Source organism: Rhizobium sp. CF122, from assembly GCF_000282035.1.
Classification (GTDB): domain Bacteria; phylum Pseudomonadota; class Alphaproteobacteria; order Rhizobiales; family Rhizobiaceae; genus Rhizobium.
The window spans coordinates 65,245-89,214 of record NZ_AKKA01000070.1 but is presented as its reverse complement, the minus strand read 5'-3'; the positions used below and the strand labels follow the sequence as shown (position 1 = coordinate 89,214).

Genomic DNA, 23,970 nt, shown 5'->3' with positions numbered 1-23,970 from the left:
ACGCCCATGAGCCAGGGTCCCGAATGGCATTTTGCCGAACGTCCTGCGATGGAGCATCTCCAGGCGATGGGCTACGGCTTCGTGCCCATTGCAGAGCACGCGGGCCTGCGCGATGGCGAGAACCAGGTTATCTTTCGTCCGCAACTGATCGACGCGCTGATGCGTATCAACGGCATCGACCGCGCCTCCGCTGAGGCCGCCTATGGGGAACTGGCGACAATCAGCGATAACGAGACCTGGCTGAAGGTGCTGCGCGGCGATTATGCCCGCAAGGTGACCGGCCAGGAGACCCGGCAGACGCTGCGGGTGATCGATTTTCTTAACCCCGGCAACAACCGGTTCTCCGTGACGCATCAGCTGCGGGTGAAGGCGGAGAATACGCGCAAGCCCGATGTCGTGGTCTACGTCAACGGCATTCCGCTGGTCGTGATCGAGGCCAAGAGCCCGCTGAATGTAAAAGACAAGACCGGTGAGGCCTTCGAGCAGATCCGGCAATATGAGCAGGACATTCCGCGCCTGTTCTTCTCCAATGTCTTCAATATCGTCACCGACGGAGCGCTGGTGCTCTATGGCGCGACCGGCTCAGGGTCGAAATATTTCGCCGAGTGGCGCGACCCTTGGCCGAAACTGGAGGCCGATTTTCCCGACAGCCTCGCCAAGGGCCTCTGGTGCCTGCTGGAGCCGAATCGACTGCTCGACTTCATTGCGCACTACATCGTCTTCGAGAAGACCGAGAACGGCACGATCAAGAAGATGTGCCGCTACCAACAGTTCCGCGCCGTCAACCGCGTCGTCGAGCGCGTGCTGGACGGCAAGCACCGGCAGGGCTTGATCTGGCACACCCAGGGCAGCGGCAAGTCTCTGACCATGGCGTTTGCCGCGCTGAAGCTGAAAACGCACCGGACGATCCAGTCTGAGGCTCTCACCAATCCGAACATTCTCGTGTTGACCGACCGCGTCGACCTGCACACCCAGATCAGCGGCACCTTTGCTGCCTGTGGTCTGCCGAACCCAACACCGATCGAGAGCATAAAGGATCTGCATGATCTGATCCGCAGCGGCAAGGACGGGCACACGGCGCTCTCGACCATCTTCAAGTTCCAGGGTTCGAAGGAGCCGATCGAGAATTCCGAGAACTGGATCGTCATGGTTGACGAGGCCCATCGGACCCAGGAGAAGGATCTCGGCGCCTATCTGCGCGCCACGTTGCCAAAGGCGCGCTTCTTCGGCTTCACCGGAACGCCGGTGAAGAAGGACGACAAGGACACCTACGCCAATTTCGGTGTGGTCGGCGAGAACTACCTCGATAAATACGGCATCGACGACGCAGTGGCCGACGGCGCGACCGTGCCGATCTACTATACCGGTCGCAAGACTGACTGGCACATCGACGAGGCCAAGATCGACATCCTGTTCGACACCTGGTTTTCCGAGCTCGATGATGACCAGCTGAACGAGATCAAGAAGCGCGGCGTCCGGATCGAAGATCTGGTCAAGCATCCGCGCCGGATCGAGCTCATTGCCTACGACATATGGACCCATTTCAAGGCCTATGCTCGGCCGGACGGTTTCAAGGCGCAGATCGTCGCCATCGATCGCGAGGCCGTCATCCTCTACAAGCAGTCGCTGACCAAGGTGATCGCCGAAGACTTGAAGGACGAGGGCATTGATGCCACGGAAGCGCTGGCGCGCGCGGATGCCATGTCGGCCTGCGTCTATTCTACCAGCCAGGAAGACAGTAAGCCGAGCGAGGATCCGCACAAGCAGGCGATCCGCGACGCGCTGAAGACGCACTATGTCGACGCCGACGCCGAGAGGCTGGTGAAGAAGGCATTCGGCCGGAAGGGCGAGGACCCGCAATTTCTCATCGTCTGCGACAAGCTCTTGACCGGCTTCGACTGCCCGATCGAAAGCGTGATGTATCTCGACAAGCCGCTCAAGGAGCATGGCCTGCTGCAGGCGATCGCTCGGACCAATCGGGTCTCCGACGCCAATAAGCGCAATGGCTTGATCGTCGACTATATCGGCGTCTCTGGAAACCTTGAGGAAGCGCTCGCCTCCTACCGCGCCGACGACGTAAAGAATGCCATGCGCGACCTGGACGATCTGCGCAACCAGTTGCGGGCTGCACACTCTGCCGTCGCCGCCCTGAAGAAGTCGCTGAAACGCAGGGCGAGCGACAAGGACGGGCTGAAGGCGGAATATGATGCTTTCGTGAAGCTGCTCGGCACGGAGGACAAGTGGTTCGACTTCAAGGCGAAGGCGCGCGGCTTCATCGCCCTCTATGAGACGCTGAGCCCGGACCCGAGCGTTCTGGAATTCACCGCTGACCTGAAGTGGGTCGCCAACTTCCTGCTCTATGGCACGCAGCACTTCGAGAAGCGCCAGGCCTTTGACCAGATGAATTACAGCGAGAAGATCCGGGAGATGCTGGAGAAGCATCTGGAGGCGACGGGTCTCAGCGTGACCGTCAAGCTGCGCCACATCACCGATCCGGAGTTCTGGGAGGATTTCGATCCGGCCGACAAGACTGAGGAAGACCTGATGACGGCAGCGATCCGCAAGACGACGGAGCTGCGCAAGTCCGTCACCGAGCGGATCGACGACAGCCCGCATCAATATGGCAAATTCTCCGAACGCCTGCGCCAGCTGCTGGAGAAGTTGGAAAGCGCGCAGCTGAGTTGGTCAGAGAAGCTGAAAGCGGCGGAAGAACTAGCGAAAGACATCACGGCTGAGGATGCGGCTCATGTCGAGGCAGGCCTGTCTCCCGTCGCCTACGGAATCCTGCAGATCCTCAACGGCTTCACGTCAGGCCCAGAGGGCGAGGATCTGGCGATCCGGCTTGAAGGCCTCTACACCGACCCGACGACCGCACCTGCCGGTTGGTGGGAGAAAGATGGATTGCGCAAAAGTCTGCGCCAGCAGGTTCGCTCCATGGCGCACCTAGCCGGATTGACCCAGCTCAAGGAGATCCCGGAAGAGATCGAGGCCTACGCGCTCAAGCATTTTGCGGAGCAGTGAAATGCCAATGTTTCGGATCGGTGAGCGGGAGATCGAATATACGCTCCGGCGTTCCGCAAAGGCGAAGAAGGCCAGTCTCAGCGTCACGCCGCACTCGTTCGAGCTCCTTGTTCCGGAGCAGGCGACCGAAAGCCAGATCGATGCAGTGCTCCAGCGTCGTCGCGCCTGGATTCTCGAGACCGTCCAGCACATGCAGGAGCGTGCAATGGCACAGACGCGTGTCTACCGCTTTGTGTCCGGCGCCAAGATTCCCTATCGCGGCCGGATGACGAGGCTCACTATCGAGCCCTTCGATGGAACCCTGGTCGAGGTGAGCTTCCGCAACGGCTTTTACATCCGCAAACCGCAGGACCTATCGCTGGACTCCGCCGATGCCATCATCGAGAGCGCGCTACGGCTTTGGCTCAAGCGCCGGGTGCGTGATGATGCCCGAGAATTTGTCCGCCGACACGGCGAGCGCCACGGCCTGAAGCCACGCGGGCTTCAGATCAAGGACCAGCAACACATGTGGGGCAGCTGCGGCCAGGATCGGCAGATTAACCTCAATTGGCATCTGATCTTTGCCCCAAAGCCGGTGCTCGAATACGCAGTCGTCCACGAGATGTGCCACCTCAGGCATCGCAATCACGAGCCGGAGTTCTGGAATCTGGTGGGACGGATCTTGCCGGACTGGGAGGCGAGAAAGGCCTGGCTTGACAAGAACGAGCACATGCTGGGGTGGGCGAAGGTGGGCCCTACGACTTCCTCCCAATGAAAAGGTGGGGAAGTTCATGGCGCGTGAGGCTCGCGGAAGCGGCCACGCGTATCAAAGTAACGGCATGCCGGTACCCGAGGTATCAGAAAATCACGGTTTGGACGTTTTCGAGGTAAAGCTAAGATGCTTCTCGAATTGTGTCGGCAGGGCGGAGTTGGACGTTCTGAAAGAAATGGCCGCGTCAACTAATACCCGGCGAAATCAATCTTTCCTCTTAGCTTAGGATAGTAGCTCTGGTCATCGCTAATGGCGTGCGTTGACCGCTCATACGGGCCGTAGGGGTCGTCAACGCTATGCACTCTTCGGACAACAGCGCCTGGAGCGTGAAAGAACAAGCAGCTGTCTTCACCCATGTTTTTTGCGGTAGCGTCGACTACGCAATGGGCAAAGATACGTCGCTGGAAAATGTCATTCGGGGCGAAGGAGTCGACCGTCCCGAACTCTGTGACCCACACATATCGTGGCAGCTCAGTGGTATTAAGAAGGCCTTTCGTTGCGTCTGTCAGTCGGTTGCGCAACATGCGGTGCTTGTACTTCCATCCGTATGTCAGGTACGTTCTTGCGACTACAGTGTTGGCAGCCAGTGCGCTGTTGAACTGGTCACCGAGTGCCACCGATGTTCCCAGTTGGGCAGCCGCTTTGAAGGCTGCCCAAGAACTCGAGTATTTGGTCAATATGTCCCAAGCGAAAAGTTCAGCCTTCTCCGCTGGCAGAAACACCTTGTCCGGCAATGGTATGATCAAGAAGCGGACATTGCCTCCGACACTGTAAGTCGTTTCGCCGATAGCATCACCAGTTGTCACTGGCATTCTCAGGTTTGGACCGCGCTGATCGTCATTGATATAGAAAGCCGAACAGAAAGCCGCCCTAGTCGGGCGTGGAGGGAGCGCTGCTGGCACTTGCTGTGAGAAGACTTGCCCCGAGGCGATCACAGCGTGGCCGACATTCTGGCCGGGGAAACCAAGTCCAACAATAACCGGGATACCAGAATCGACGTAGCGATTTATGACATCTGCGGGTCGCATTCCTTGCCAAAGGAAGGTCACCGGATCATCTGCCATGTAAATCAGTGGCTTCCGCCCAGAAACACGTAGAGCTGACACCATCCCGCTCAAGCTGAGAAATTCCGATCCATTCGGAAGTGTCGAGCTAACGGAGAATACCTCCTGCGTCATGGCGGCTTCCGTTATGCTGACCATCGAGACCCACGGCCCGCTGTATCGTGCGTGGAAGTGTCTGGCTGCCGACCAAATAGCGGCTTGTGCGCACGCTCCAATCCTTTGGTCTTGTTGCGTCATAGGAAACGCGTCAATTACAAGCTGAGCACCAAGCAGATGGACATAATATTTCGCTTTGACAAGCGGATGGGCCTCGTACCCCGTTGGTGGAAGAGGCGTGCGGAGAACTGCTGTCGCAATTGGCGCTTGGTGCACGGGCCGAAGGATAATGAATCCAGCGTAATCGCCCTGACATCCTTCGAGCGCCTGCGCCATCGCGGCGTCCGTTGGACTATTCAGGACGGCCGATAGATCCTGGCAGAAAAAATGTATCCTGCGACAAATCTTGCTGTGCCGCTTAAAAAGGCGAGCATAGTATGCCGCGAAAGCATCAGTGAAATCGCGATCGATATACTCGTCTTCCATCAAGAAGGTTTGGACGCCGACCGCACGCAGCTGCTCTATGAGCTTCAGCGTTAAATGTGGGTTTAATTGATTATCGTTGAGAATGCCCTCAAGCTGTGTCCAACCATCAGCATCGAGCAAAACTGCACTTACGGTCATTGAAGGACTTCTTCTAAGCGCAGTGCGCTGTCAAGCAACCAGGAGATGCCCGGCTTTCTGTTCAGCCGCACGAATGTTGGCATCAACCTGCTTCAGCGCTTCGACGGTTTCAGTCGAAATCCGCGTGTCAAAATTGGCGACTACTTGCTGCCCAGGTTTAGGCTGATTTCGCTGCGCAGAATCGTTGATTCGCTTCAGTTCCATGACACCGCTCCCAAAGGTAATGCTTCTAAACCGTTGATCTGACTCATCTTTCCCTATGTGGGAAAATCAGTATTTGCTTTAAAATCAACGCGTTAGGTACGAAATTGTTCAGTGCAGTATGCACAATAGATGCAAATAATCTACTAAAATCCTTGACACGAATGCAATTTCCACTTTGTACCGCTGTCGCGAGAGCGGAGCCTCGCATCGTGTCAGCACGAGGACAGTGGTCTCGCCTAATGGAAGGTTAGAGCCACCTCGCCAAATCTCGGCTTTGACTTTCGACCGCCCGCTGCTCGGCAGCGAACCCGCCCTGACTATTTCGGACCCGATCGACCGCGCGGCGCCTGTCCGCGCGAGCCCCAGGTTGGAGCTGTTAGCGCTCAACAGTTACAGTGATTGACGTCGATCGGTTTGCGTTTGCGGGCCCCGAATGGTGGCGACACTGTGGCGACACGAATATCCATCGCGCAAAACGCCACGACACCGTCGCGGCTAACGCATTGATTTTCATGATAAAACTGGAGCGGGCGAAGGGATTTGAACCCTCGACCCCAACCTTGGCAAGGTTGTGCTCTACCCCTGAGCTACACCCGCTCAATCCGCATCGGTCCGGGGTAGTTGTGAGGACCGTGGGCGCCACCTTGCGGCGACGGGCGCTATATCGCCCAAACGATTTTCAAATGCAACAGGGAAATGACGGAAATTCGAAGAAAAATTCTCGAACCTCGTTTGAAGTCATCGGAAGCGCCGCAAATGCAGGGTAAAGCGTCAACTCCGGGCGTTGCAAAAGACGGCGGCGGGACGTAATCAGGCACCCTATCGCTCCTCCCGACCGCATGGATTTTACGATGACCGACGCGACGCCGAAGACCAGAGATGACCTTTTTGCCTTTCTCGATGGTCTGGATATCAAGCACAGCACCAAAAGCCATGCACCCGTCTTCACGGTTGCCGAATCGGTCGCGCTGCGTGACGAGATTCCTGGCGGCCATACGAAAAATCTCTTCGTCAAAGACAAGAAGGATCAGTTCTTCCTGCTGACGGTGGAGGAGAACGCGGCGGTGGATCTGAAAACGGTGCACACGCTGATCGGCGCCGCCAGCAAGGTCTCGTTCGGAAAGCCGGAAAAGCTGATGGAGTATCTTGGTGTCGTCCCCGGGGCTGTCACGGCTTTTGGGGCCATCAATGATACGGGCGGAAACGTAACGTTCGTTCTTGATGCCGATCTGATGGAAGACGCGATCATCAATTGCCATCCGCTGTCCAATGATGCCACGACATCGATCGCAAGCAGCGATCTTATTCGCTTTATGGAAGCGACGGGGCATAAGCCGCTTGTCTTGAAAGTGACGTCCTGACATACGATTTTAGCGCTAGAAAAGCCGGCTGACCGGCACGGCGGGAGATATCCATGAGCGGCAACGACAATCCTTACAGCAATTCCATTGGTCAGATGACGGCGACTGCAAATTATGGAGCGGCCCCAGCCCCCGGTGCGGGCGGTTACATCAAGGATACGACGACCGCGAATTTTACAAAGGATGTCATCGAGGAATCGCGCAACCAGCCGGTTCTCGTCGATTTCTGGGCACCCTGGTGTGGGCCCTGCAAGCAACTGACCCCAGTGCTCGAAAAGGTCGTCAATGAAGCGCAAGGGCGCGTCAAGCTGGTCAAGATGAACATCGACGACCACCCCTCGATCGCCGGGCAGCTCGGCATCCAGTCGATTCCGGCCGTGATCGCCTTCGTCGGCGGTCGCCCTGCCGATGGCTTCATGGGCGCTGTGCCGGAGAGCCAGATCAATCAGTTCATCGATCGTATCGCCGGTCCGGCCGGCGCCGACCAGGCGGCCGAAATCGAAGGTGTCCTCAAGGAGGCTGACGAGCTGTTGGCATCCGGCGACATCAACGGCGCCGCCCAGCTTTACGGCGCCGTCATGCAGGCCGATCCCGAGAATGCCAAGGCGTTGGCGGGAATGGCGGAATGCATGATTGCCGCAAACCAGCATGAGCGTGCGCGTGAGGCGCTGACAGAATTGCCGGAGGAAATGGCGAAGGACCCGGCAATCCAGGCCGTGTCGAAGAAGCTCGATCAGATTGAGGAAGCGCGCAAGCTCGGTGATCCAGTTGCTTTGGAGCAGGATTTGGCGCGAAATCCGGACGATCACGAAGCCCGGCTGAAACTTGCCAAGATCCGCAACGTCGAGGGTCGGCGCGAAGAATCGGCAGAGCATCTGCTTTACATCATGCGCAAGGACCGGGCTTTCGACGACGATGGCGCACGCCGTCAGCTCTTGCAGTTCTTTGATGTCTGGGGCTTCAAGGATCCTGTTACGGTCTCGGCGCGGCGCAAGCTCTCCGCTATGCTGTTTTCATAATTCGGACTTCAAGTTTCGACCCGCCGCCCTTGTGTTTTTGGAGGCGGGCCCCACATTTCCGTTTGTGCGGGCGCATCGTGTCGCGCCCGCTGGCAATGCAGGACCAGTCTCTATGCAAGTGGGGAATGCACGATATTTGAAGCCCGGTGATCTGCCTGATACGATCGCGGTCTTTCCGCTTGGCGGCGCTCTGCTGCTGCCGACAGGGCAGTTGCCCCTCAATATTTTCGAGCCGCGCTATCTTGCCATGTTCGATGCCGCTTTGTCAGGCAATCGACTGATCGGGATGGTCCAGCCCGCACTGGGCGACCAGGAAGGGCCGGGGGAGGCTCATCTGGCCCCGGTTGGCTGCCTTGGGCGCATTACCTCGTTCGCCGAAACGGGTGATGGTCGCTACATCGTTTCCCTCACCGGCATCTGCCGTTTCCGCCTGCTTGAGGAAAAGGAAACGCATCATCCTTTCCGAACCTTCCGCATCGCGCCCTTCATCGCCGATCTTTCCGCACGCGACGAGGAGGATGCGGTTGATCGGGCCGCGCTTCTAGCCGCCTTCAAAGCTTATCTTGACGCAAACAAGCTCGAGGCGGATTGGGAAAGCGTCGAGCGCGCCAGTAACCTGACGCTCGTCAATTCGCTGGCGATGATGTCGCCGTTCGGACCGGCTGAGAAACAGGCACTCCTGGAGGCTCCCGATCTGAAAACGCGGGCGGAAACGCTGATCGCGATCACAGAGATCGTGCTGGCGCGTGTCTTCGGTGACTCGGACACGGTTCTGCAGTAGAATCATCTTATGGATGAAAAGCTAAGCCGTGTTGACCCGAAGCTTCTGGAATTGCTGGTATGCCCCCTGACCAAAGGGCGGCTCACCTATGACAGGGAGCATAATGAACTCGTGTCGGAGAAGGCGCGCCTCGCCTATCCGATCCGTGATGGCATTCCGATCATGCTCGTCTCAGAGGCGCGCGGGCTGGACGACTGACTAAATTGTCTGCCCTGCCAGCAGGCGGGGATTGTCCCTGGCGGTGGTGCCGGCAGCCTGTCCGATAAAGAACGATTTGAGGCCGGGGAGGCGATCCACGATACCCAGACCGAAATCGCGAGCGATGCGCAGCGGCGCCATGTCGTTCGAAAAGAGCCGGTTCAGCACGTCCGTAGTGACGCCCATGCGGAAGGTGTCGAAGCGGCGCCATGCCTGATAGCGCTCGAGAATGTTGATCGAGCCGATATCAAGGCCAAGCCGGTCGGCTTCGACGACGGTTTCGGCGAGGGCGGCGACATCCTTGAAGCCGAGGTTCAGGCCCTGACCCGAAATCGGGTGAATGCCGTGCGCAGCGTCGCCGGCGAGCGCCACGCGCGGCGCCACGAAAGCCCGCGCAAGCGTCAGCCCAAGCGGGAAGGCACGCTTCTCGCCGACAACCCTCAAGGTACCGAGCTTGTGACCGAAGCGGCGCTCCAACTCTTCGTCAAAGATGAGATCGTCGGATGTGACGAGACGGTTGGCTTCAGGTGTCGGCTCCGTCCAGACGAGCGAGGAGCGGTTCCCTTTCAGCGGCAGGATGGCAAAAGGTCCAGACGGAAGGAAATGCTCTTCCGCACATCCATGATGCGGACGCTCATGCTCGACCGTCGTGACGACCCCCGACTGGCCGTAGTCCCAAGAGACTGTCTTGATGCCTGCCAGATCCCGCAGGTGTGAGCGGATGCCGTCGCAGGCGACGACGAGCCGGGCTTCCTGCACACTGCCATCCGAGGCCGTAACCGTTGCATGCGTATCGGCAATGGAAAGCCCGGTCGCGCCAAAGCCATGATGAATTTCGATGCCAAGCCGTTCGCATGCCCCTCGAAGTGCTCGAACAAGTGCGACATTCGAAATCATGTGCGCGAAAGGCCGTCCATCCTCCACTTCGCCATCAAAGGTCAGGAAGACCGGGCGTACGGGATCGGCTGTCTTCGAATCGGTAACGATCATCTTGGTGATCGGCTGCGCGTCGGGCTCTATCTCGTCCCAGATGCCGAAAACCTCAAGCATTCTGGTGGCGGCGGCGATAATGGCCGAGGCGCGCATGTCCTTCTGCCAGACGCCCGCCGGCGCTGCTTCAACGACGGCGACGTCGAGATGAGGCGCCGCCTGCTTGACCGCCACAGCCGCGGAAAGCCCGACATAACCCGCGCCTACAACCAGCATGTCCCGCATGGAGTTCCGCTCCGTTTCTTGTGAATATCGTATTGATCTATATAGATCATCGCTGCCGCACTTCCTACCGTCCGGAGCTATACAAAATGACGCGTGACACCGAAAAACCGACTGCGATGGAGACCCTGCTTTCCACGCTGGATCTTGAATCGATCGAAGTCGACATCTTTCGCGGGCGCAGCCCGCAGGTTGGCTGGCAGCGTGTTTTCGGCGGTCAGGTCATCGCCCAGGCGTTGATGGCGGCACAGCGTACGGTGGAGCGCGACCGAACCGTGCATTCGCTGCACGCCTATTTCATGCGCCCCGGCGATCCTTCGGTGCCGATCGTCTATCAGGTGGAGCGGATTCGCGATGGGTCGAGTTTCAATACACGCCGGGCCGTGGCCATCCAACATGGAAAGGCGATTTTCGCCCTATCTTGTTCGTTCCAGATCGAGGAACCCGGCTTCGATCATCAGATCGCCATGCCTGAGGTGCCTGTTCCCGAGAAGCTGCTCGATGAACAGCAGATTGCGGCGCAGTTCCTCGCCAACGCGCCGGCCCCGATTCGCAAATACTGGGAGCGCGAACGGCCGATCGAAATCCGGCCGATATCGCTCACGCACTATTTCTCGGACAAGAAGCTTGATCCGGTGCAGCATGTCTGGGTTCGGGCAACAGGGCCGGTTCCCGACGATCGGTACTATCAGGCTGCCATTCTTGCCTATCTGTCCGATATGACCCTGCTCGATACCTCGCTCCATCCGCATGGGACGTCGATCTTCAACCAGACGATCCAGGTCGCCAGCCTCGATCACTCCATGTGGTTCCATCGGCCCACAAAACTCGACGATTGGCTTCTTTATACGCAGGACAGCCCCTCGGCCTCGGGCGCGAGGGGCTTGACCCGCGGTAGTCTGTTTACGAGAGACGGTGTCCTGATTGCGTCTGTGGCGCAGGAGGGACTGATTCGCAAAAGGGCAAATGAATAAATTATAGGCATATTTATTCATTTGGATATTTTCTGAGCGATTATTGGGCAATCATTTGCCTGTTTATTGGCGTCAATTTATATAACTTTTATTTTTCAATGAGTTAGTTTCCCGTCTCGAATCTGGCACGCCCTTTGAATGTATATCCCCAGTCGCTGTTCGGGAACGTCAGTGGCAAGGAGAGTCGGCTCCGCGCCGAGGGTAACGAAGGATGGAAAACCAGATGAAAATTGTGATGGCCATTATCAAGCCGTTCAAGCTGGATGAGGTGCGCGAAGCCCTCACGGCGATCGGCATTCAGGGCCTGACCGTGACCGAAGTGAAGGGCTACGGGCGCCAGAAGGGGCATACTGAGATTTACCGCGGCACCGAATACGCGGTCAGCTTCCTGCCGAAGCTCAAGATCGAGATCGCGGTTGCCTCCGAACTCGTCGACAAGGCCGTTGAGGCTATCGCGTCATCCGCCAAGACCGGCCAGATCGGCGATGGCAAGATCTTCGTCTATTCGATCGACCATGCCGTGCGCATCCGTACCGGCGAAACCGACACAGAAGCGCTGTAAGAGCGGCAGAGCAAGGGAGCCTCTTTCAATGTCAATTTCGAAGTTTTCTTCCACATATACGCGGCTTGCTGCTGCGTCGGCTGCGCTGCTCGCGCCGATCGCTGCCTTCGCGCAGGATGCCGCCACGACGGCTGCGCCTGCTGCCGCCGCTGCCGCTCCTGCGATGACGGTCGACAAGGGTGACAATACCTGGATGCTGATTTCCACGGTTCTCGTCCTCTTGATGACGATCCCGGGTCTTGCCCTCTTCTACGGCGGTCTCGTTCGCGCCAAGAACATGCTCTCGGTTCTCATGCAGGTCTTCATGATCACGGCCGTGGTCATGATCATCTGGGTTACCTACGGCTATTCGCTGGCCTTCACCGATGGCGGTTCGCTCAACAGCTTCGTCGGCGGCTTCTCGAAGGCCTTCCTCGCGGGTGTCGATACGACCACCGTGTCCGAGACCTTCACGAAGGGCGTTGCGATTCCAGAGCTGACCTTCGTCTGCTTCCAGATGACTTTCGCCTGCATCACGCCGGCCCTGATCGTTGGCGCCTTTGCCGAGCGCATCAAGTTCTCGGCTGTCATGCTCTTCGTCATCCTCTGGGTCACGTTCGTCTACTTCCCGATGGCACACATGGTCTGGTTCTGGGGCGGTCCGAGCTCCTACACCTCTCCGTCGGGTCTGATCTTCTCCTACGGCGCGCTTGACTTTGCCGGCGGCACGGTCGTCCACATCAATGCCGGTATTGCCGGTCTGATCGGCGCCATCATGCTCGGCAAGCGGACGGGCTATAAGAAGGAAATCATGGCTCCGCACTCCATGACCCTCACCATGGTCGGTGCTTCGCTTCTGTGGGTTGGCTGGTTCGGCTTCAACGCCGGCTCTAACCTCGAAGCCAACGCCTATGCTTCGCTCGCGATGATCAACACTTTCGTCGCAACGGCCGCCGCTGCTGTATCCTGGTGCCTCGTTGAAAACTTCGCACGCGGCAAGGCTTCGATGCTCGGTGCAGCTTCGGGTGCCGTCGCCGGTCTCGTTGCCGTCACCCCGGCAGCTGGGTTCGCCGGGCCGATGGGTTCGATCGTTCTCGGCCTCATCGTTTCGCCGGTCTGCTACTTCTTCGTGGATGTCGTCAAGAACAAGTTCAACTACGACGACTCGCTCGACGTCTTCGGCGTTCACTGCATCGGCGGGATTCTCGGCGCTATCGGCACCGGTATCCTGGTCAACCCCGCGCTCGGTGGTGCGGGCATCGTCGACTATTCCACGGCTGATTTCGCGGCGGGCTATCCGGGTACTGCAACCCAGGTTCTCGCTCAGCTGAAGGCAGTTTTGACGACGATCGTATGGTCGGGCGTCGGCTCCGCGATCCTCTACAAGATCGTCGATGTCGTCATCGGTCTGCGCGTCTCCGTCGAAGCCGAGCGCGAAGGTCTCGACCTCGCAACCCACGGCGAAGCAGCCTACCATTCGTAATCAAGGCATTGCGGCGCCTGCGGAAGCAGGCGCCGCTGAACAGCCCGTCGCGGCCTATTCATCCGAACAGACCGCTCTTGGCCCGGACCTCCACAGGTTCGGGCTTTTTTATTTTCCGGTGCAAGATGTGGGGACGGCATGGTTAACACCGCTTTAACCGTCCTCTGATTAGGTGGGGCGAAGGTACTGAGCGCAGACGCTTGGCGATTCGCACGCTCTCACGCATTGGACGGGTACACACATGGCAAGAAGCACATCGCCAGCAATGGATGGCCGGCCGGACCGTTTTTCCCTTTCGGGTTTCATGTTCCGGCAGGCGCAGACGCTTTTTGGCTTCGCGATCTTCCTGCTGCTTGCATTGGCAGTCGCAGCGCTCGCGACCTGGAACGTCGCGGACCCAAGCTATTCCTATGCGACCGGGAACGAACCGAGCAATATTCTGGGCTACGGCGGCGCCGCTTTCGCCGACATCGCCATGCAGTTCTTCGGTCTTGCCAGTGTCGTCGCGCTGCTGCCGGTCGTCGCTTGGGCTCTCGCATTGATCTCCGGCCGCCGTTTCAGTCGTATTCCTGCGCGAGCTGCGGCATGGGGCCTCGGCTCCGTGCTCTCCTCCGCCGTCATCGGTTGCTTTCCGCCGCCGCTCACTTGGCCGATCCCCAACGGCATCGGCGGCGTCATCGGCGATATGATCCTGCGGTTTCCGGCGCTGTTTGTTGGCGCCTATCCGACCGGCGCATTTGCGACCGCGGTCGGCTGCGTGTTTGCTGTCCCGACGGTGTGGATGATGCTGTTTGCCGCCGGTCTCGTCGGTCGCAGCGAGGATGAAGAGGACGAGGCTGAGGCGGAATACGCAAACACGCGCTCCAAGCTGCGCTCGGTGGGCGACGAGGACGAAGACGACGATGACGGCGGCTGGCTTGCCTTCGGTGCGCTGACGCACGCCTGGTATATGAGCCAGGCGCGCATGCGTCGCCTGCTCGGCATGGGTCCGCGCAAGCGGCGGCAGGAGGATTTCGAGTCGCCCTACGACTTCAATGATGACGAGTTCGGCAAGCTGAACGAGCCGGTTCGCGCCAAGACGCCGACCGGGCGCGGAGAACGCATGGAGCCATCGATGGACCCACGCGCTGCTTCGCAGCGTCGCGTCGTTTCTGCGCCCTCCATTTCGCTCAATGATGACGACGAGGACGTCGATCTGCCGTTCGACGACATGCCGCCGCGGCCGGCCGATATCTTGCCTGATGACGACGACTGGATGATACGCGCGCCGGCCAAGTCTACTGGCGGGCGCCCGGAGCCGCGCGTCGTGCAGCCTGCGGCGCGGCCGAAGCCTGGTGCCCGCGTCGAACGCGAGCAGCAGGGGTCGTTCATTCGTCCCGAAGGCTTCCAGCTTCCGTCGATGCACCTGCTTGCCGAACCGAAGAATGTTGTGCGGGATTCGACGCTGTCCGCTGATGCGCTGGAACAGAATGCGCGGATGCTCGAAGGCGTGCTCGAGGATTTCGGCGTCAAGGGCGAGATCATCCATGTTCGTCCGGGTCCCGTCGTGACGCTTTATGAACTGGAGCCTGCTCCCGGCATCAAGTCGTCCCGCGTCATTGGCCTTGCCGACGACATTGCCCGTTCGATGAGCGCGATCGCCGCCCGCGTCGCCGTCGTGCCGGGCCGCAACGCCATCGGTATCGAGCTGCCGAATTCGACGCGCGAAACGGTCTATCTGCGCGAACTGATCGCATCGCGGGACTTCGAAGGCTCGAAGGCGAAGCTCGCCATGGCGCTCGGAAAGACCATTGGCGGTGAGGCTGTCATCGCGGATCTGGCGAAGATGCCGCACCTGCTGGTGGCTGGTACGACCGGCTCCGGTAAGTCGGTTGCCATCAACACCATGATCCTGTCTCTGCTCTACCGTATGACGCCCGAGCAGTGCCGTTTGATCATGATCGATCCGAAGATGCTGGAATTGTCCGTCTATGACGGCATTCCGCATCTTCTCTCGCCTGTGGTGACGGATCCCAAGAAGGCCGTTGTTGCGCTCAAGTGGACCGTCCGCGAGATGGAAGAGCGCTACAAGAAAATGTCGAAGATCGGCGTCCGCAACATCGATGGCTTCAACAGCCGCGTCGAACAGGCGCTTGCCAAGGGTGAAGTGATCTCGCGCACCGTGCAGACGGGCTTCGACCGCCATACCGGCGAGGCGATGTACGAGACGGAGGAATTCGACCTGCAGCCGATGCCTTACATCGTCGTCATCATCGACGAGATGGCAGACCTGATGATGGTCGCCGGCAAGGACATCGAAGGCGCGGTGCAGCGCCTGGCGCAGATGGCGCGCGCGGCCGGCATCCATGTCATCATGGCCACGCAGCGTCCGTCCGTCGACGTCATCACCGGCACCATCAAGGCGAACTTCCCGACGCGCATCTCCTTCCAAGTAACATCGAAGATCGACAGCCGCACCATTCTCGGTGAACAGGGTGCGGAGCAACTGCTCGGCATGGGTGATATGCTCTATATGGCCGGTGGCGGACGCATCCAACGTGTCCATGGCCCGTTTGTTGCCGATATGGAAGTGGAAGAGATCGTCTCCTATCTGAAGACGCAAGGTGCACCGCAGTACCTCGACGCCATCACGGCTGATGACGACGAAGATGGCGACTACGGCGGCGGTCCGGCCGGAACGTCCAATCTCTCCGATTCCGACGATCCCTACGATCAGGCCGTCGCGATTGTTCTGCGTGACGGAAAGGCGTCAACGTCGTATATTCAGCGCAGACTTGGCATTGGGTACAACCGCGCCGCATCACTGATCGAGCGGATGGAGCAGGAAGGCATCATCGGTCCCGCCAATCATGCTGGAAAACGCGAGATTCTGGTTCCGACCGAAGGCGATATTCTCGACCGCTGAAGCCGGCAGTAATTGAATGACGCCGGCTTCACGGAAACCTGATTGCCTCGAAACCGTTAGTTTATGCAGGTCTGCGAACTACGCCATGAAGGCGCCGCGTTTCCGCAGCATTCAAATTGCATAAAGGAGACATAGATGAACAACTCCGATTCCATCATGGACCGCATCTCGCTGACCCGGCGCCATCTTTTGGGTACGCTGGCGGTCGCTGCGGCATCTGCAATTCCAATTGCTGCCTATGCCCAGGCGGCATCCGCTGCTTCCAACAACGCTACAGCACAGGCGATCGCGGACCACTTCTCGAGTGTCGGCACGATGCAGGGCGAATTCGTTCAATTCGGCCCGCGCGGCGAGCAGACGGGTGGGAAGTTCTACATCCAGCGCCCCGGCAAGCTGCGCTTCAACTATGACAACCCGTCACCGATCCGTGTCATTGCGGACGGGAAGAACGTCGCTGTCGGAAACATGAAGCTCAAGACCTGGGATCTCTATCCGCTCTCCAAGACGCCGCTCAGCCTGTTGTTGGCGCAGCGTATCGATTTGTCGGCCGGTTCGGTGAAGAGCGTCAAGCAGGAGTCCGACCTGACGACGATCGCCCTCGGCAACAACACGGTTTTCGGTAACTCGACGATTACGATGATGTTCGATCCGAAGACCTATGATCTTCGCCAGTGGACGATCACCGACAACCAGGGCAAGGATACGTCGGTAATGGTCTTCAACGTCAAGACCGGCGTCCAGTTCGACGACAAGGTGTTCAGGGTGCCGTACGAAGTGATCCCGGGAACGGCCGCTTACCGCGACTAATCTTGTTGTTTACAGACGAAACGCCCTGCCATTCCGCGGGGCGTTTTTCTTTGCGCATCCGTTCCATCGACGCAGCCTATGCTCTAAAGCCAGTTCATCTGGTTTTGAAAGGCAATCGAATGGGCTTCTCGGTCACTACTTGGAATATCAATTCTCTGCGGCTGCGCATGCCGATCGTCGAGCAATTCGTCCTCAAGCACAAGCCTGACATCCTCTGCCTCCAGGAAACCAAGGTTCCGAATGACCTGTTTCCTGCCTCGCCGCTGCGCGCGATGGGCTACGAACACATCATCATCCATGGCCAGAAGGGCTATCATGGCGTTGCCATCGCCTCGCGCTTTCCACTGGTCGAGGACCACCGCCAGGACTACTGCAACGTCGGCGACGCGCGACACATCTCGGCCGTCTTCGAGCGCGGTGGCCGGCGCATTCGCCTGCATAATTTCTACGTACCAGCCGGCGGCGACGAACCGGATCGGACGATCAATCCGAAGTTCGGGCACAAGCTTGATTTCGTCGAGGAAATGAAACAACTCAAGGCAAATGGCGAGGCGAACACCTCGGCAATCCTTGTCGGCGACCTTAACATCGCCCCCCTCGAGCACGACGTCTGGTCACACAAGCAGCTGCTCAAGATTGTCAGCCACACGCCTGTGGAGACCGAAGGTCTTCTCGAGGTGATGCAACGTGGCGCCTGGCTCGACTTGATGCGGCAGCACATCCCGGAAAACGAAAAGCTCTATACATGGTGGAGCTATCGCGCCAAGGACTGGGAAGCGGCCGATCGTGGCCGCCGCCTTGACCATATCTGGAGCTCAAAGGACCTTGGACCGCACCTGCAGCGCATCGATATCCTGAAGGAAGCACGCGGCTGGGAACGGCCGTCCGACCATGTACCGGTCACGGCGCATTTCGATCTCTGATCTGTCAGGCGAAGCGGTGCAGTTGGGCCGCGGCTTTGGCCGCGAGTTCGGCGATGTTGTCGCGGATGCGGCTCTCGATCAGCCGGGCAGCATCCGGATATTCCTCGATCAGCCGATGGAAGAGCGAGCGGGTGATACGGATGATGCTGGTGTCTTCCGTCGCAACAGCGGTAAACTTGCGCTCGACCAGGGTGATCAGCGCAAGTTCGGATAGAAGCGTGCCGGGTCCGACCGTGCTCTGGATTTCGGGCTGACCATCGCGGCCGGTCCGGCTGAGCTCCACGCCCCCACTGAGGATGACATAGGCGCTTTCCGCCGGCGAGCCTTCACGAAAGAGCATCTGGCCGGCTGAAATGACGCGTCGATCCGCACCAAAGGCGATCAGCCGCAGCTGATCCTCGGACATGCCGTGGAACAGCGGCAGCTGCGACAACAGTCGAATGTCATCGTTTAGTGCCATCTTACGGTATGATCTTGTAGCCGCCGTTTTCCGTCACCAGAATTTCGGCATTGGAGGGATCGCGTTCGATCTTCTGGCGCAGACGATAGACATGGGTTTCCAGCGTATGCGTCGTCACGCCGGAATTGTAACCCCATACCTCTTCCAGCAGCACGTCGCGGGTGACGACCCTCTGCTCAGCGCGGTAGAGATAGCGAATGATCGCCGCTTCCTTTTCGGTCAGGCGGATCTTTTGGCCGCTGTCCATGGTAAGGAGCTTCTGGCTCGGCTTGAAGACGTAGGGGCCGACATTGAAGGTGGCGTCCTCGCTCTGCTCGTGCTGGCGCAGCTGAACGCGGATGCGCGCAAGCAGAACTGCAAAGCGGAAGGGCTTGGTCACGTAGTCGTTGGCACCTGCTTCCAGGCCAAGGATCGTATCGGAATCCGTGTCATGGCCGGTCAGCATGATGATCGGGGCTTTTAGTCCGCCCTTGCGCAGCAGCTTCACAGCCTCGCGGCCGTCCATATCGGGCAGGCCCACATCCATGATCAGCAGATCGATCGGCGTAGATCGCGCGCGCTCGACACCCTTGGCCGCCGTCATTTCCTGAAGGACCGTGAACTCGTCGTAGAGAGAAAGCTGCTCCGTGAGCGTCTCCCGGAGGTCGTCATCATCATCCACCAAGAGAATGGTGCGTGCGGTCATGCGGCTCTATCCCTCGCCTTCGGTCCCGTTAGTCCTACGCCAATTTTCCACCATTGGCAAAGATCGGGCGACCAAGCTGTTGTCGTATACGATGCTATGTGATTTCAATCGCGATCCTAGCAATGGCCAACACATGTGAGAAAAATGGAGAAAACAAGGCGCTCGAGGCGGATAAAGTCGATGACCCTTCTCGTTCGTCCTGCACCGGGCAAAAAAAGTCGGGCTCTGGTCCAGCTCGGCACGATTACGGTGCCCGCCGCAATCGGTCGTTCAGGCCGAACGGTTCTCAAGCGCGAGGGAGATGGTGCCACCCCCATAGCCTCGATGAAGCTGCTTTCCGGCTTCCGCCGCGGTGAGCGGCCCGTGCGCCTTGAGACGCCGCTCGCGATTCGTCGCATCAGCGAGGAAATGCTCTGGTGTGACCAGCCCGAGAATGCGAATTACAATAGGCTCGTCAAAGCGCCGTTTCGACCGAGCCACGAGGAAATGATGCGCAAGGACGGGCTGTACGATGTCTGTCTCGTCATGGACTGGAACATCACTTCGCGCGCGCGGAATCGCGGTTCGGCCATCTTCTTCCATTTGATCAAACCGGGCTACGAGCCGACCGCGGGATGCGTGGCCGTTCATCCGCGCGATATGCGGCGTCTTCTTCCCTTCATGCGCAAGGGCACGACCGTACGCGTTCTTTGATGTGCGGGGGTGATAAACCAGCCGAGCTGACCTATATGCCTTTTCGACCGGCGCAAGGGCTGAAACGCGCGCAGGGAAGTCCGCAAAGGCTGCGGGTTCAACTACGCCCCGTCCAATTCTTCAAACTTCCGGAGATATATTGTGGCACAACAACCCATCATCACTTTCCATGACGGACATTCCATTCCCCAGGTCGGTCTCGGCGTGTGGCAGACACCCCAGGAGATTGCAGCACCGACGGTCCGCACGGCCATTGCCGCCGGCTATCGTCACATCGATACGGCTTCCGGCTACGACAACGAGGAAGGCGTCGGCGAGGGCATCCGCTCGTCCGGCCTAGATCGCAAGGACATTTTCGTTACCACCAAGCTCCGCAACACAGACCAGGGCTACGACGCGACCATGCGCGCGTTCGAGGGCAGCCTGAAGAAGCTCGGTACGGATTATGTCGATCTCTACCTCATCCACTGGCCATCGCCGCACCGCGGGCTGTATCGCGAAACCTGGAAGGCCTTCGTGAAGATCAGGGAAGAAGGCCGCGCCCGTTCCATCGGTGTTTCGAACTTCTATCCCGATCATCTGGAGCAGATCATCGGCGACACAGGCGTCGTTCCTGTTATCAACCAGATCGAGCTGCATCCGGATTTCCAGCAGAAGGCGGCGCAGGAAGCACACAAGAAGCTGAACATCGTCACCGAATCCTGGAGCCCGCTCGGTCAGGGCAAGTTGGTTGCCGATGCAACGATTGGCGAGATCGCCAAGAAGCACGGAAAGACGCCTGCGCAGGTCATCATCCGCTGGCATATCGATGGCGGCCTCGTCGTCATTCCGAAGTCGGTGACGCCATCGCGGATCGAGGAGAATTTCAAGGTATTCGATTTCAAGCTCGATGCGGCCGACATGGCGGCGATTGCCACGCTCGACGACAAGAGCGCCCGCATGGGGCCTGATCCCTACACCGCTAACTTTTGATCTAAACTTTGCTCTCCCTTCTCTCCATGTCAGAGGAGGGAGACGCAGCTTTCGCTTAGGCGAGCGAGCGCGGCGTGACGAACCGTTCCAGCGTGCCGCTTTTTGGCTTCAGCTGTTTCCAGCGATCGGCATCGAAGTCGATCACCGCAAGGGCGGCCGTCGGGAATTTCTGCCTGATGCCAGAACATGCCTCCGGATCGCCAGCGCCGATCAGGCCATCAGCAAGATCCTGAAAGCCAGGATTGTGCCCTATCAGCATAAGCGTCCGAACCGATGGATCGATCGACTTTATGACCGTAGCGATTTTGGCCGCGGAGGCTTCGTACAAGTCTACGGTATCCTGCTTTGCAATTGAGGATGGAAGCTTTTTGGCGATGAGCTCCCAAGTCTGTTGGGTGCGGCGAGCTGATGACACCAGTACAAGATCAGGAGTAAGCCTTTCACGGGCAAGATAGCGCCCCATCAGCGGGGCTGCCTTCTCTCCGCGACCTGCAAGCGGACGGTCGTGGTCGGCAACGTCTGCCGGCCATGCGGATTTGGCGTGACGAAGAAGGAGGAGGCGCCGTTTGGCGGTCGACTTTGCGGCGTTCATGTTGCCCATCCGAAAGGTGTTCAGGGTTCGAACGCCGCTATTGTCTCACCGAATGCGTCCGGTGTCTGCTGAGATAGCCTCCCCTCGTTTCCGAAGGGAGGCTTTCCTGTCTTAGTTCCACTCGCGAATATCGACGAAATGGCCGGCGATCGCGGCAGCGGCAGCCATCGCTGGAGAGACCAAGTGCGTGCGGCCCTTGAAGCCCTGGCGGCCTTCGAAGTTGCGGTTCGAGGTCGAGGCGCAACGTTCGCCGGGCTTCAGACGGTCGTCGTTCATGGCAAGGCACATGGAGCAGCCAGGCTCGCGCCAGTCGAAGCCAGCGGCCTTGAAGATCTTGTCGAGGCCTTCCTGCTCTGCCTGCTCCTTCACCAGGCCGGAGCCCGGAACGATCATGGCATTGACGGTCGAGGCAACGGTCTTGCCTTCGACGACCTTGGCTACGGCGCGCAGGTCCTCGATACGGCCGTTGGTGCAGGAACCGATGAAGACGCGGTCGATGTTGATCTCGGTGATCGGGGTGCCGGGCTTCAGGCCCATGTAGTCAAGCGCCCGCCACTTGGAGGCGCGCTTCGTCTCTTCCGGGATTTCGTCCGGGTTCGGAACGACGCCCTGAACGGAGATGACGTCCTCCGGAGAGGAGCCCCAGGACACGATCGGGGGCAGTTCGGCGGCGTTGAGCTTCACAACGCGGTCGAAATGCGCGCCCTCATCCGACTTCAGGGTCTTCCAGTAAGCGATTGCCTGTTCCAGCGCGTCGCCTTTCGGCGCACGCGGCTTGCCCTTGATGTATTCGAAGGTGGTATCATCAGGCGCGATCAGGCCGGCGCGGGCGCCGCCTTCGATCGACATGTTGCAGATCGTCATCCGGCCTTCCATCGACAGCGCGCGAATGGCTTCGCCGGCATACTCGATAACGTAGCCGGTGCCGCCGGCGGTGCCGATTTCGCCGATGATGGCGAGCACGATATCCTTGGCGGTGACGCCAGCCGGCAGCACGCCGTCGACCTGCACCAGCATGTTCTTTGCCTTCTTCTGGATCAGCGTCTGGGTCGCGAGCACGTGCTCGACCTCAGACGTGCCGATGCCATGGGCGAGTGAGCCGAAGGCACCGTGCGTCGAGGTGTGGCTGTCGCCGCAGACGATCGTCATGCCAGGCAGCGTGAAGCCCTGCTCCGGTCCGATGATGTGGACGATGCCCTGACGCTTGTCGTTCTCCGAGTAGTACTCGACATTGAACTCGGCAGCGTTGATGGCGAGCTGCTCGACCTGGATACGGCTCTCCTCGTTCTTGATGCCGAGATGACGATCGGGCGAGGTCGGGACGTTGTGGTCGACGACAGCCAACGTCTTCTCAGGCGCGCGGACTTTGCGGCCGGTCATGCGCAGGCCTTCGAAAGCCTGCGGCGAAGTGACTTCATGGACCAGGTGGCGGTCGATGTAGAGAAGACAGGTGCCGTCGTCCTGCTGATCGACCAGGTGGTCGTCCCAGATCTTATCGTAAAGGGTACGCGGTGCGCTCATGGCGGTAGGTCCGTTCTTGGATGCATATGGAGAAATGGAGCTGGTGGCGGTGATCGCCAGGCCGTCGTTCGATCAACGAAGTCGGCTGTTGAGTGCACCGGAAACGGCCGCAAAGAAGCGTGCCGGCAGGCGGTAATGATCCTGCAGCACGAAAATATGCGCCCCAATGCAACTGAACTTGGATTCCATGCGCTGTCACATACCAATTTTTCGCGACGGCGGCAATTCGAATCATTCGGACTCTAGCGCCGGTCCTTCCCGCGCATCCGCTTCTCCACTTGCCTCAACGCAAGCGACAAACCGATTGTCAGGATGAGGTAGATATAGGTGACGATCGAATAGGTTTCAAAGAAGCGAAACGAGCCGGAGGCGTAGATCTTGCCCATCTGCGTGATGTCCGAGACGCCGAGCACCGAGACCAGCGAACTGTCCTTGACCATGGCGACGAAATCGTTCGACAGCGGCGGAAAGATCACCTTGATCGCCTGCGGGAAGACGACGAAGCGGAAGCGATGATAGCGCGACAGACCGAGCGCCTTGGCGGCCTCGATCTGGCCGTGGTCGACCGACTGGATGCCGGCGCGGAAGACTTCGGCGATGAAGGAGGAGTAGCCGATCATCAGCGCGATGATCGCTCGCCACATCAGCGAGAAGTCGCGCACCATCACCGGTTCGCTCAAGCCGGCCTGGACCAGCGGGCGGGTCAGGAAGTTGTAGGCGGCGACGATGCCGGGGGCGCCGACAAAGGCGACATAGAACAGCAGCACCAGCATCGGCACGCCGCGGATGACCTCGATGTAGAAGCGCGAGATCTGGCGGAGCGCAATGCTGTCGGAGAGCCCGAGCAGCGCGATGCCGAGGCCGAGAATGGTCGCCAGCGCAAATCCCACCAGCGTTACGAAAATGGTGACGCCGACGCCGTTGAAGACAGTGCGGAAGACCTGCGCATAGATGTCGTTGGTGATGATGACGACGGCAAGGACGATGCCGATCGCGACAAGGGCGACCAGCCACCAGGGGTAGTCGCCCTTACTATGCCCGCTTGGGGCTGGCTGAGGAGCCATTACGCGTTAACCGAAGACA

The 23,970-nt window shown here is 59.1% G+C and carries 22 protein-coding genes and 1 tRNA gene; 14 read left to right on the top strand and 9 right to left on the bottom strand.

The genetic code is table 11. The features are described from left to right. Window positions 1–6 precede the first annotated feature (6 nt). Both PMI09_RS13345 and PMI09_RS13340 read left to right on the top strand, forming a co-directional pair. Window positions 7–3,021, top strand: a complete 3,015-nt coding sequence (locus tag PMI09_RS13345; RefSeq protein WP_007794449.1) for a type I restriction endonuclease subunit R — start codon at window positions 7–9, stop codon at window positions 3,019–3,021. Between the two features lies 1 nt (window position 3,022). Further along, complete coding sequence (locus PMI09_RS13340; protein ID WP_007794445.1) at window positions 3,023–3,775, top strand: M48 family metallopeptidase; 753 nt, start codon at window positions 3,023–3,025, stop codon at window positions 3,773–3,775. A 185-nt stretch (window positions 3,776–3,960) separates the two neighbouring features. On the opposite strand, the gene PMI09_RS13335 is transcribed toward PMI09_RS13340, so the two are convergent. The 3 genes from PMI09_RS13335 to PMI09_RS13330 all read right to left on the bottom strand — a co-directional run bounded on the left by PMI09_RS13335 (window position 3,961) and on the right by PMI09_RS13330 (window position 6,357). After that, window positions 3,961–5,556: a hypothetical protein gene (locus tag PMI09_RS13335; protein ID WP_007794443.1), complete on the bottom strand. Its 1,596-nt coding sequence runs from the start codon at window positions 5,554–5,556 to the stop codon at window positions 3,961–3,963. A gap of 30 nt (window positions 5,557–5,586) precedes the next feature. Continuing rightward, on the bottom strand, window positions 5,587–5,760 hold the full coding sequence (locus PMI09_RS31355) for a hypothetical protein (protein WP_007794440.1): 174 nt from the start codon (window positions 5,758–5,760) through the stop codon (window positions 5,587–5,589). A gap of 522 nt (window positions 5,761–6,282) precedes the next feature. Next, window positions 6,283–6,357, bottom strand: a tRNA-Gly gene (locus tag PMI09_RS13330). A gap of 254 nt (window positions 6,358–6,611) precedes the next feature. Here PMI09_RS13330 and PMI09_RS13325 point away from each other — a divergent pair. From PMI09_RS13325 to PMI09_RS13310, 4 genes are all read left to right on the top strand, one after another. Beyond that, window positions 6,612–7,121, top strand: coding sequence for a prolyl-tRNA synthetase associated domain-containing protein (locus PMI09_RS13325; RefSeq protein ID WP_007794436.1), 510 nt, complete (start codon window positions 6,612–6,614; stop codon window positions 7,119–7,121). A 53-nt stretch (window positions 7,122–7,174) separates the two neighbouring features. Then, the gene (trxA, locus tag PMI09_RS13320) at window positions 7,175–8,140 is read left to right on the top strand and encodes a thioredoxin (RefSeq protein ID WP_007794434.1); all 966 of its coding nucleotides are present in this window, start codon (window positions 7,175–7,177) and stop codon (window positions 8,138–8,140) included. Window positions 8,141–8,252: 112 nt separating this feature from the next. Further along, complete coding sequence (locus PMI09_RS13315; protein ID WP_007794432.1) at window positions 8,253–8,921, top strand: LON peptidase substrate-binding domain-containing protein; 669 nt, start codon at window positions 8,253–8,255, stop codon at window positions 8,919–8,921. A gap of 9 nt (window positions 8,922–8,930) precedes the next feature. Next, window positions 8,931–9,119 carry a Trm112 family protein gene (locus PMI09_RS13310; RefSeq protein ID WP_007794429.1) on the top strand — a complete coding sequence of 63 codons (189 nt, stop codon included), beginning with the start codon at window positions 8,931–8,933 and terminating at the stop codon, window positions 9,117–9,119. Here PMI09_RS13310 and PMI09_RS13305 read toward each other — a convergent pair whose 3' ends face one another. Next, window positions 9,120–10,367, bottom strand: coding sequence for a ubiquinone biosynthesis hydroxylase (locus PMI09_RS13305; RefSeq protein ID WP_274533079.1), 1,248 nt, complete (start codon window positions 10,365–10,367; stop codon window positions 9,120–9,122). It lies immediately after the preceding gene. A gap of 53 nt (window positions 10,368–10,420) precedes the next feature. Here PMI09_RS13305 and tesB point away from each other — a divergent pair, with 53 nt between their 5' ends. From tesB to xth, 6 genes are all read left to right on the top strand, one after another. Beyond that, window positions 10,421–11,305, top strand: a complete 885-nt coding sequence (tesB, locus tag PMI09_RS13300; protein ID WP_007794423.1) for an acyl-CoA thioesterase II — start codon at window positions 10,421–10,423, stop codon at window positions 11,303–11,305. Between the two features lie 211 nt (window positions 11,306–11,516). Beyond that, complete coding sequence (locus tag PMI09_RS13295; RefSeq protein WP_007794422.1) at window positions 11,517–11,867, top strand: P-II family nitrogen regulator; 351 nt, start codon at window positions 11,517–11,519, stop codon at window positions 11,865–11,867. A 28-nt stretch (window positions 11,868–11,895) separates the two neighbouring features. Further along, on the top strand, window positions 11,896–13,329 hold the full coding sequence (locus tag PMI09_RS13290; RefSeq protein WP_007794419.1) for an ammonium transporter: 1,434 nt from the start codon (window positions 11,896–11,898) through the stop codon (window positions 13,327–13,329). Between the two features lie 241 nt (window positions 13,330–13,570). After that, window positions 13,571–16,234 (top strand): FtsK/SpoIIIE family DNA translocase, encoded by a 2,664-nt coding sequence (locus PMI09_RS13285; protein WP_007794417.1) that lies wholly within the window; start codon window positions 13,571–13,573, stop codon window positions 16,232–16,234. 135 nt (window positions 16,235–16,369) lie between these two features. Continuing rightward, the gene (locus PMI09_RS13280) at window positions 16,370–17,041 is read left to right on the top strand and encodes an outer membrane lipoprotein carrier protein LolA (RefSeq protein ID WP_007794412.1); all 672 of its coding nucleotides are present in this window, start codon (window positions 16,370–16,372) and stop codon (window positions 17,039–17,041) included. Between the two features lie 119 nt (window positions 17,042–17,160). Next, the gene (gene xth / locus PMI09_RS13275) at window positions 17,161–17,964 is read left to right on the top strand and encodes an exodeoxyribonuclease III (RefSeq protein ID WP_007794408.1); all 804 of its coding nucleotides are present in this window, start codon (window positions 17,161–17,163) and stop codon (window positions 17,962–17,964) included. Between the two features lie 4 nt (window positions 17,965–17,968). On the opposite strand, the gene PMI09_RS13270 is transcribed toward xth, so the two are convergent. Both PMI09_RS13270 and PMI09_RS13265 read right to left on the bottom strand, forming a co-directional pair. Beyond that, window positions 17,969–18,424 (bottom strand): cyclic nucleotide-binding domain-containing protein, encoded by a 456-nt coding sequence (locus PMI09_RS13270; protein ID WP_007794404.1) that lies wholly within the window; start codon window positions 18,422–18,424, stop codon window positions 17,969–17,971. 1 nt (window position 18,425) lies between these two features. Further along, window positions 18,426–19,109, bottom strand: coding sequence for a response regulator transcription factor (locus PMI09_RS13265; protein WP_007794400.1), 684 nt, complete (start codon window positions 19,107–19,109; stop codon window positions 18,426–18,428). A 144-nt stretch (window positions 19,110–19,253) separates the two neighbouring features. On the opposite strand from PMI09_RS13265, the gene PMI09_RS13260 reads away from it, so the two are divergent. Both PMI09_RS13260 and PMI09_RS13255 read left to right on the top strand, forming a co-directional pair. Further along, complete coding sequence (locus PMI09_RS13260; protein ID WP_037082997.1) at window positions 19,254–19,802, top strand: L,D-transpeptidase family protein; 549 nt, start codon at window positions 19,254–19,256, stop codon at window positions 19,800–19,802. A gap of 141 nt (window positions 19,803–19,943) precedes the next feature. Continuing rightward, window positions 19,944–20,774: an aldo/keto reductase gene (locus tag PMI09_RS13255; protein WP_007794394.1), complete on the top strand. Its 831-nt coding sequence runs from the start codon at window positions 19,944–19,946 to the stop codon at window positions 20,772–20,774. Between the two features lie 55 nt (window positions 20,775–20,829). Here PMI09_RS13255 and PMI09_RS13250 read toward each other — a convergent pair whose 3' ends face one another. From PMI09_RS13250 to PMI09_RS13240, 3 genes are all read right to left on the bottom strand, one after another. Next, window positions 20,830–21,366 carry a SixA phosphatase family protein gene (locus tag PMI09_RS13250; protein ID WP_007794392.1) on the bottom strand — a complete coding sequence of 179 codons (537 nt, stop codon included), beginning with the start codon at window positions 21,364–21,366 and terminating at the stop codon, window positions 20,830–20,832. A gap of 111 nt (window positions 21,367–21,477) precedes the next feature. Beyond that, window positions 21,478–22,887, bottom strand: a complete 1,410-nt coding sequence (gene leuC / locus PMI09_RS13245; RefSeq protein ID WP_007794390.1) for a 3-isopropylmalate dehydratase large subunit — start codon at window positions 22,885–22,887, stop codon at window positions 21,478–21,480. A 242-nt stretch (window positions 22,888–23,129) separates the two neighbouring features. Then, complete coding sequence (locus PMI09_RS13240) at window positions 23,130–23,951, bottom strand: amino acid ABC transporter permease (protein WP_007794386.1); 822 nt, start codon at window positions 23,949–23,951, stop codon at window positions 23,130–23,132. Window positions 23,952–23,970: the final 19 nt, after the last annotated feature.

Excerpts from the sequence above, each read along its gene's own strand:
- PMI09_RS13345 (WP_007794449.1), top strand. The coding sequence starts at position 7 with ATGAGCCAGGGTCCCGAATGGCATTTTGCCGAACGTCCTGCGATGGAG.
- PMI09_RS13340 (WP_007794445.1), top strand. The coding sequence starts at position 3,023 with ATGCCAATGTTTCGGATCGGTGAGCGGGAGATCGAATATACGCTCCGG.
- PMI09_RS13335 (WP_007794443.1), bottom strand. The coding sequence starts at position 5,556 with ATGACCGTAAGTGCAGTTTTGCTCGATGCTGATGGTTGGACACAGCTT.
- PMI09_RS31355 (WP_007794440.1), bottom strand. The coding sequence starts at position 5,760 with ATGGAACTGAAGCGAATCAACGATTCTGCGCAGCGAAATCAGCCTAAA.
- PMI09_RS13325 (WP_007794436.1), top strand. The coding sequence starts at position 6,612 with ATGACCGACGCGACGCCGAAGACCAGAGATGACCTTTTTGCCTTTCTC.
- trxA (WP_007794434.1), top strand. The coding sequence starts at position 7,175 with ATGAGCGGCAACGACAATCCTTACAGCAATTCCATTGGTCAGATGACG.
- PMI09_RS13315 (WP_007794432.1), top strand. The coding sequence starts at position 8,253 with ATGCAAGTGGGGAATGCACGATATTTGAAGCCCGGTGATCTGCCTGAT.
- PMI09_RS13310 (WP_007794429.1), top strand. The coding sequence starts at position 8,931 with ATGGATGAAAAGCTAAGCCGTGTTGACCCGAAGCTTCTGGAATTGCTG.
- tesB (WP_007794423.1), top strand. The coding sequence starts at position 10,421 with ATGACGCGTGACACCGAAAAACCGACTGCGATGGAGACCCTGCTTTCC.
- PMI09_RS13295 (WP_007794422.1), top strand. The coding sequence starts at position 11,517 with ATGGAAAACCAGATGAAAATTGTGATGGCCATTATCAAGCCGTTCAAG.
- PMI09_RS13290 (WP_007794419.1), top strand. The coding sequence starts at position 11,896 with ATGTCAATTTCGAAGTTTTCTTCCACATATACGCGGCTTGCTGCTGCG.
- PMI09_RS13285 (WP_007794417.1), top strand. The coding sequence starts at position 13,571 with ATGGCAAGAAGCACATCGCCAGCAATGGATGGCCGGCCGGACCGTTTT.
- PMI09_RS13280 (WP_007794412.1), top strand. The coding sequence starts at position 16,370 with ATGAACAACTCCGATTCCATCATGGACCGCATCTCGCTGACCCGGCGC.
- xth (WP_007794408.1), top strand. The coding sequence starts at position 17,161 with ATGGGCTTCTCGGTCACTACTTGGAATATCAATTCTCTGCGGCTGCGC.
- PMI09_RS13270 (WP_007794404.1), bottom strand. The coding sequence starts at position 18,424 with ATGGCACTAAACGATGACATTCGACTGTTGTCGCAGCTGCCGCTGTTC.
- PMI09_RS13265 (WP_007794400.1), bottom strand. The coding sequence starts at position 19,109 with ATGACCGCACGCACCATTCTCTTGGTGGATGATGATGACGACCTCCGG.
- PMI09_RS13260 (WP_037082997.1), top strand. The coding sequence starts at position 19,254 with ATGGAGAAAACAAGGCGCTCGAGGCGGATAAAGTCGATGACCCTTCTC.
- PMI09_RS13250 (WP_007794392.1), bottom strand. The coding sequence starts at position 21,366 with ATGAACGCCGCAAAGTCGACCGCCAAACGGCGCCTCCTCCTTCTTCGT.
- leuC (WP_007794390.1), bottom strand. The coding sequence starts at position 22,887 with ATGAGCGCACCGCGTACCCTTTACGATAAGATCTGGGACGACCACCTG.
- PMI09_RS13240 (WP_007794386.1), bottom strand. The coding sequence starts at position 23,951 with ATGGCTCCTCAGCCAGCCCCAAGCGGGCATAGTAAGGGCGACTACCCC.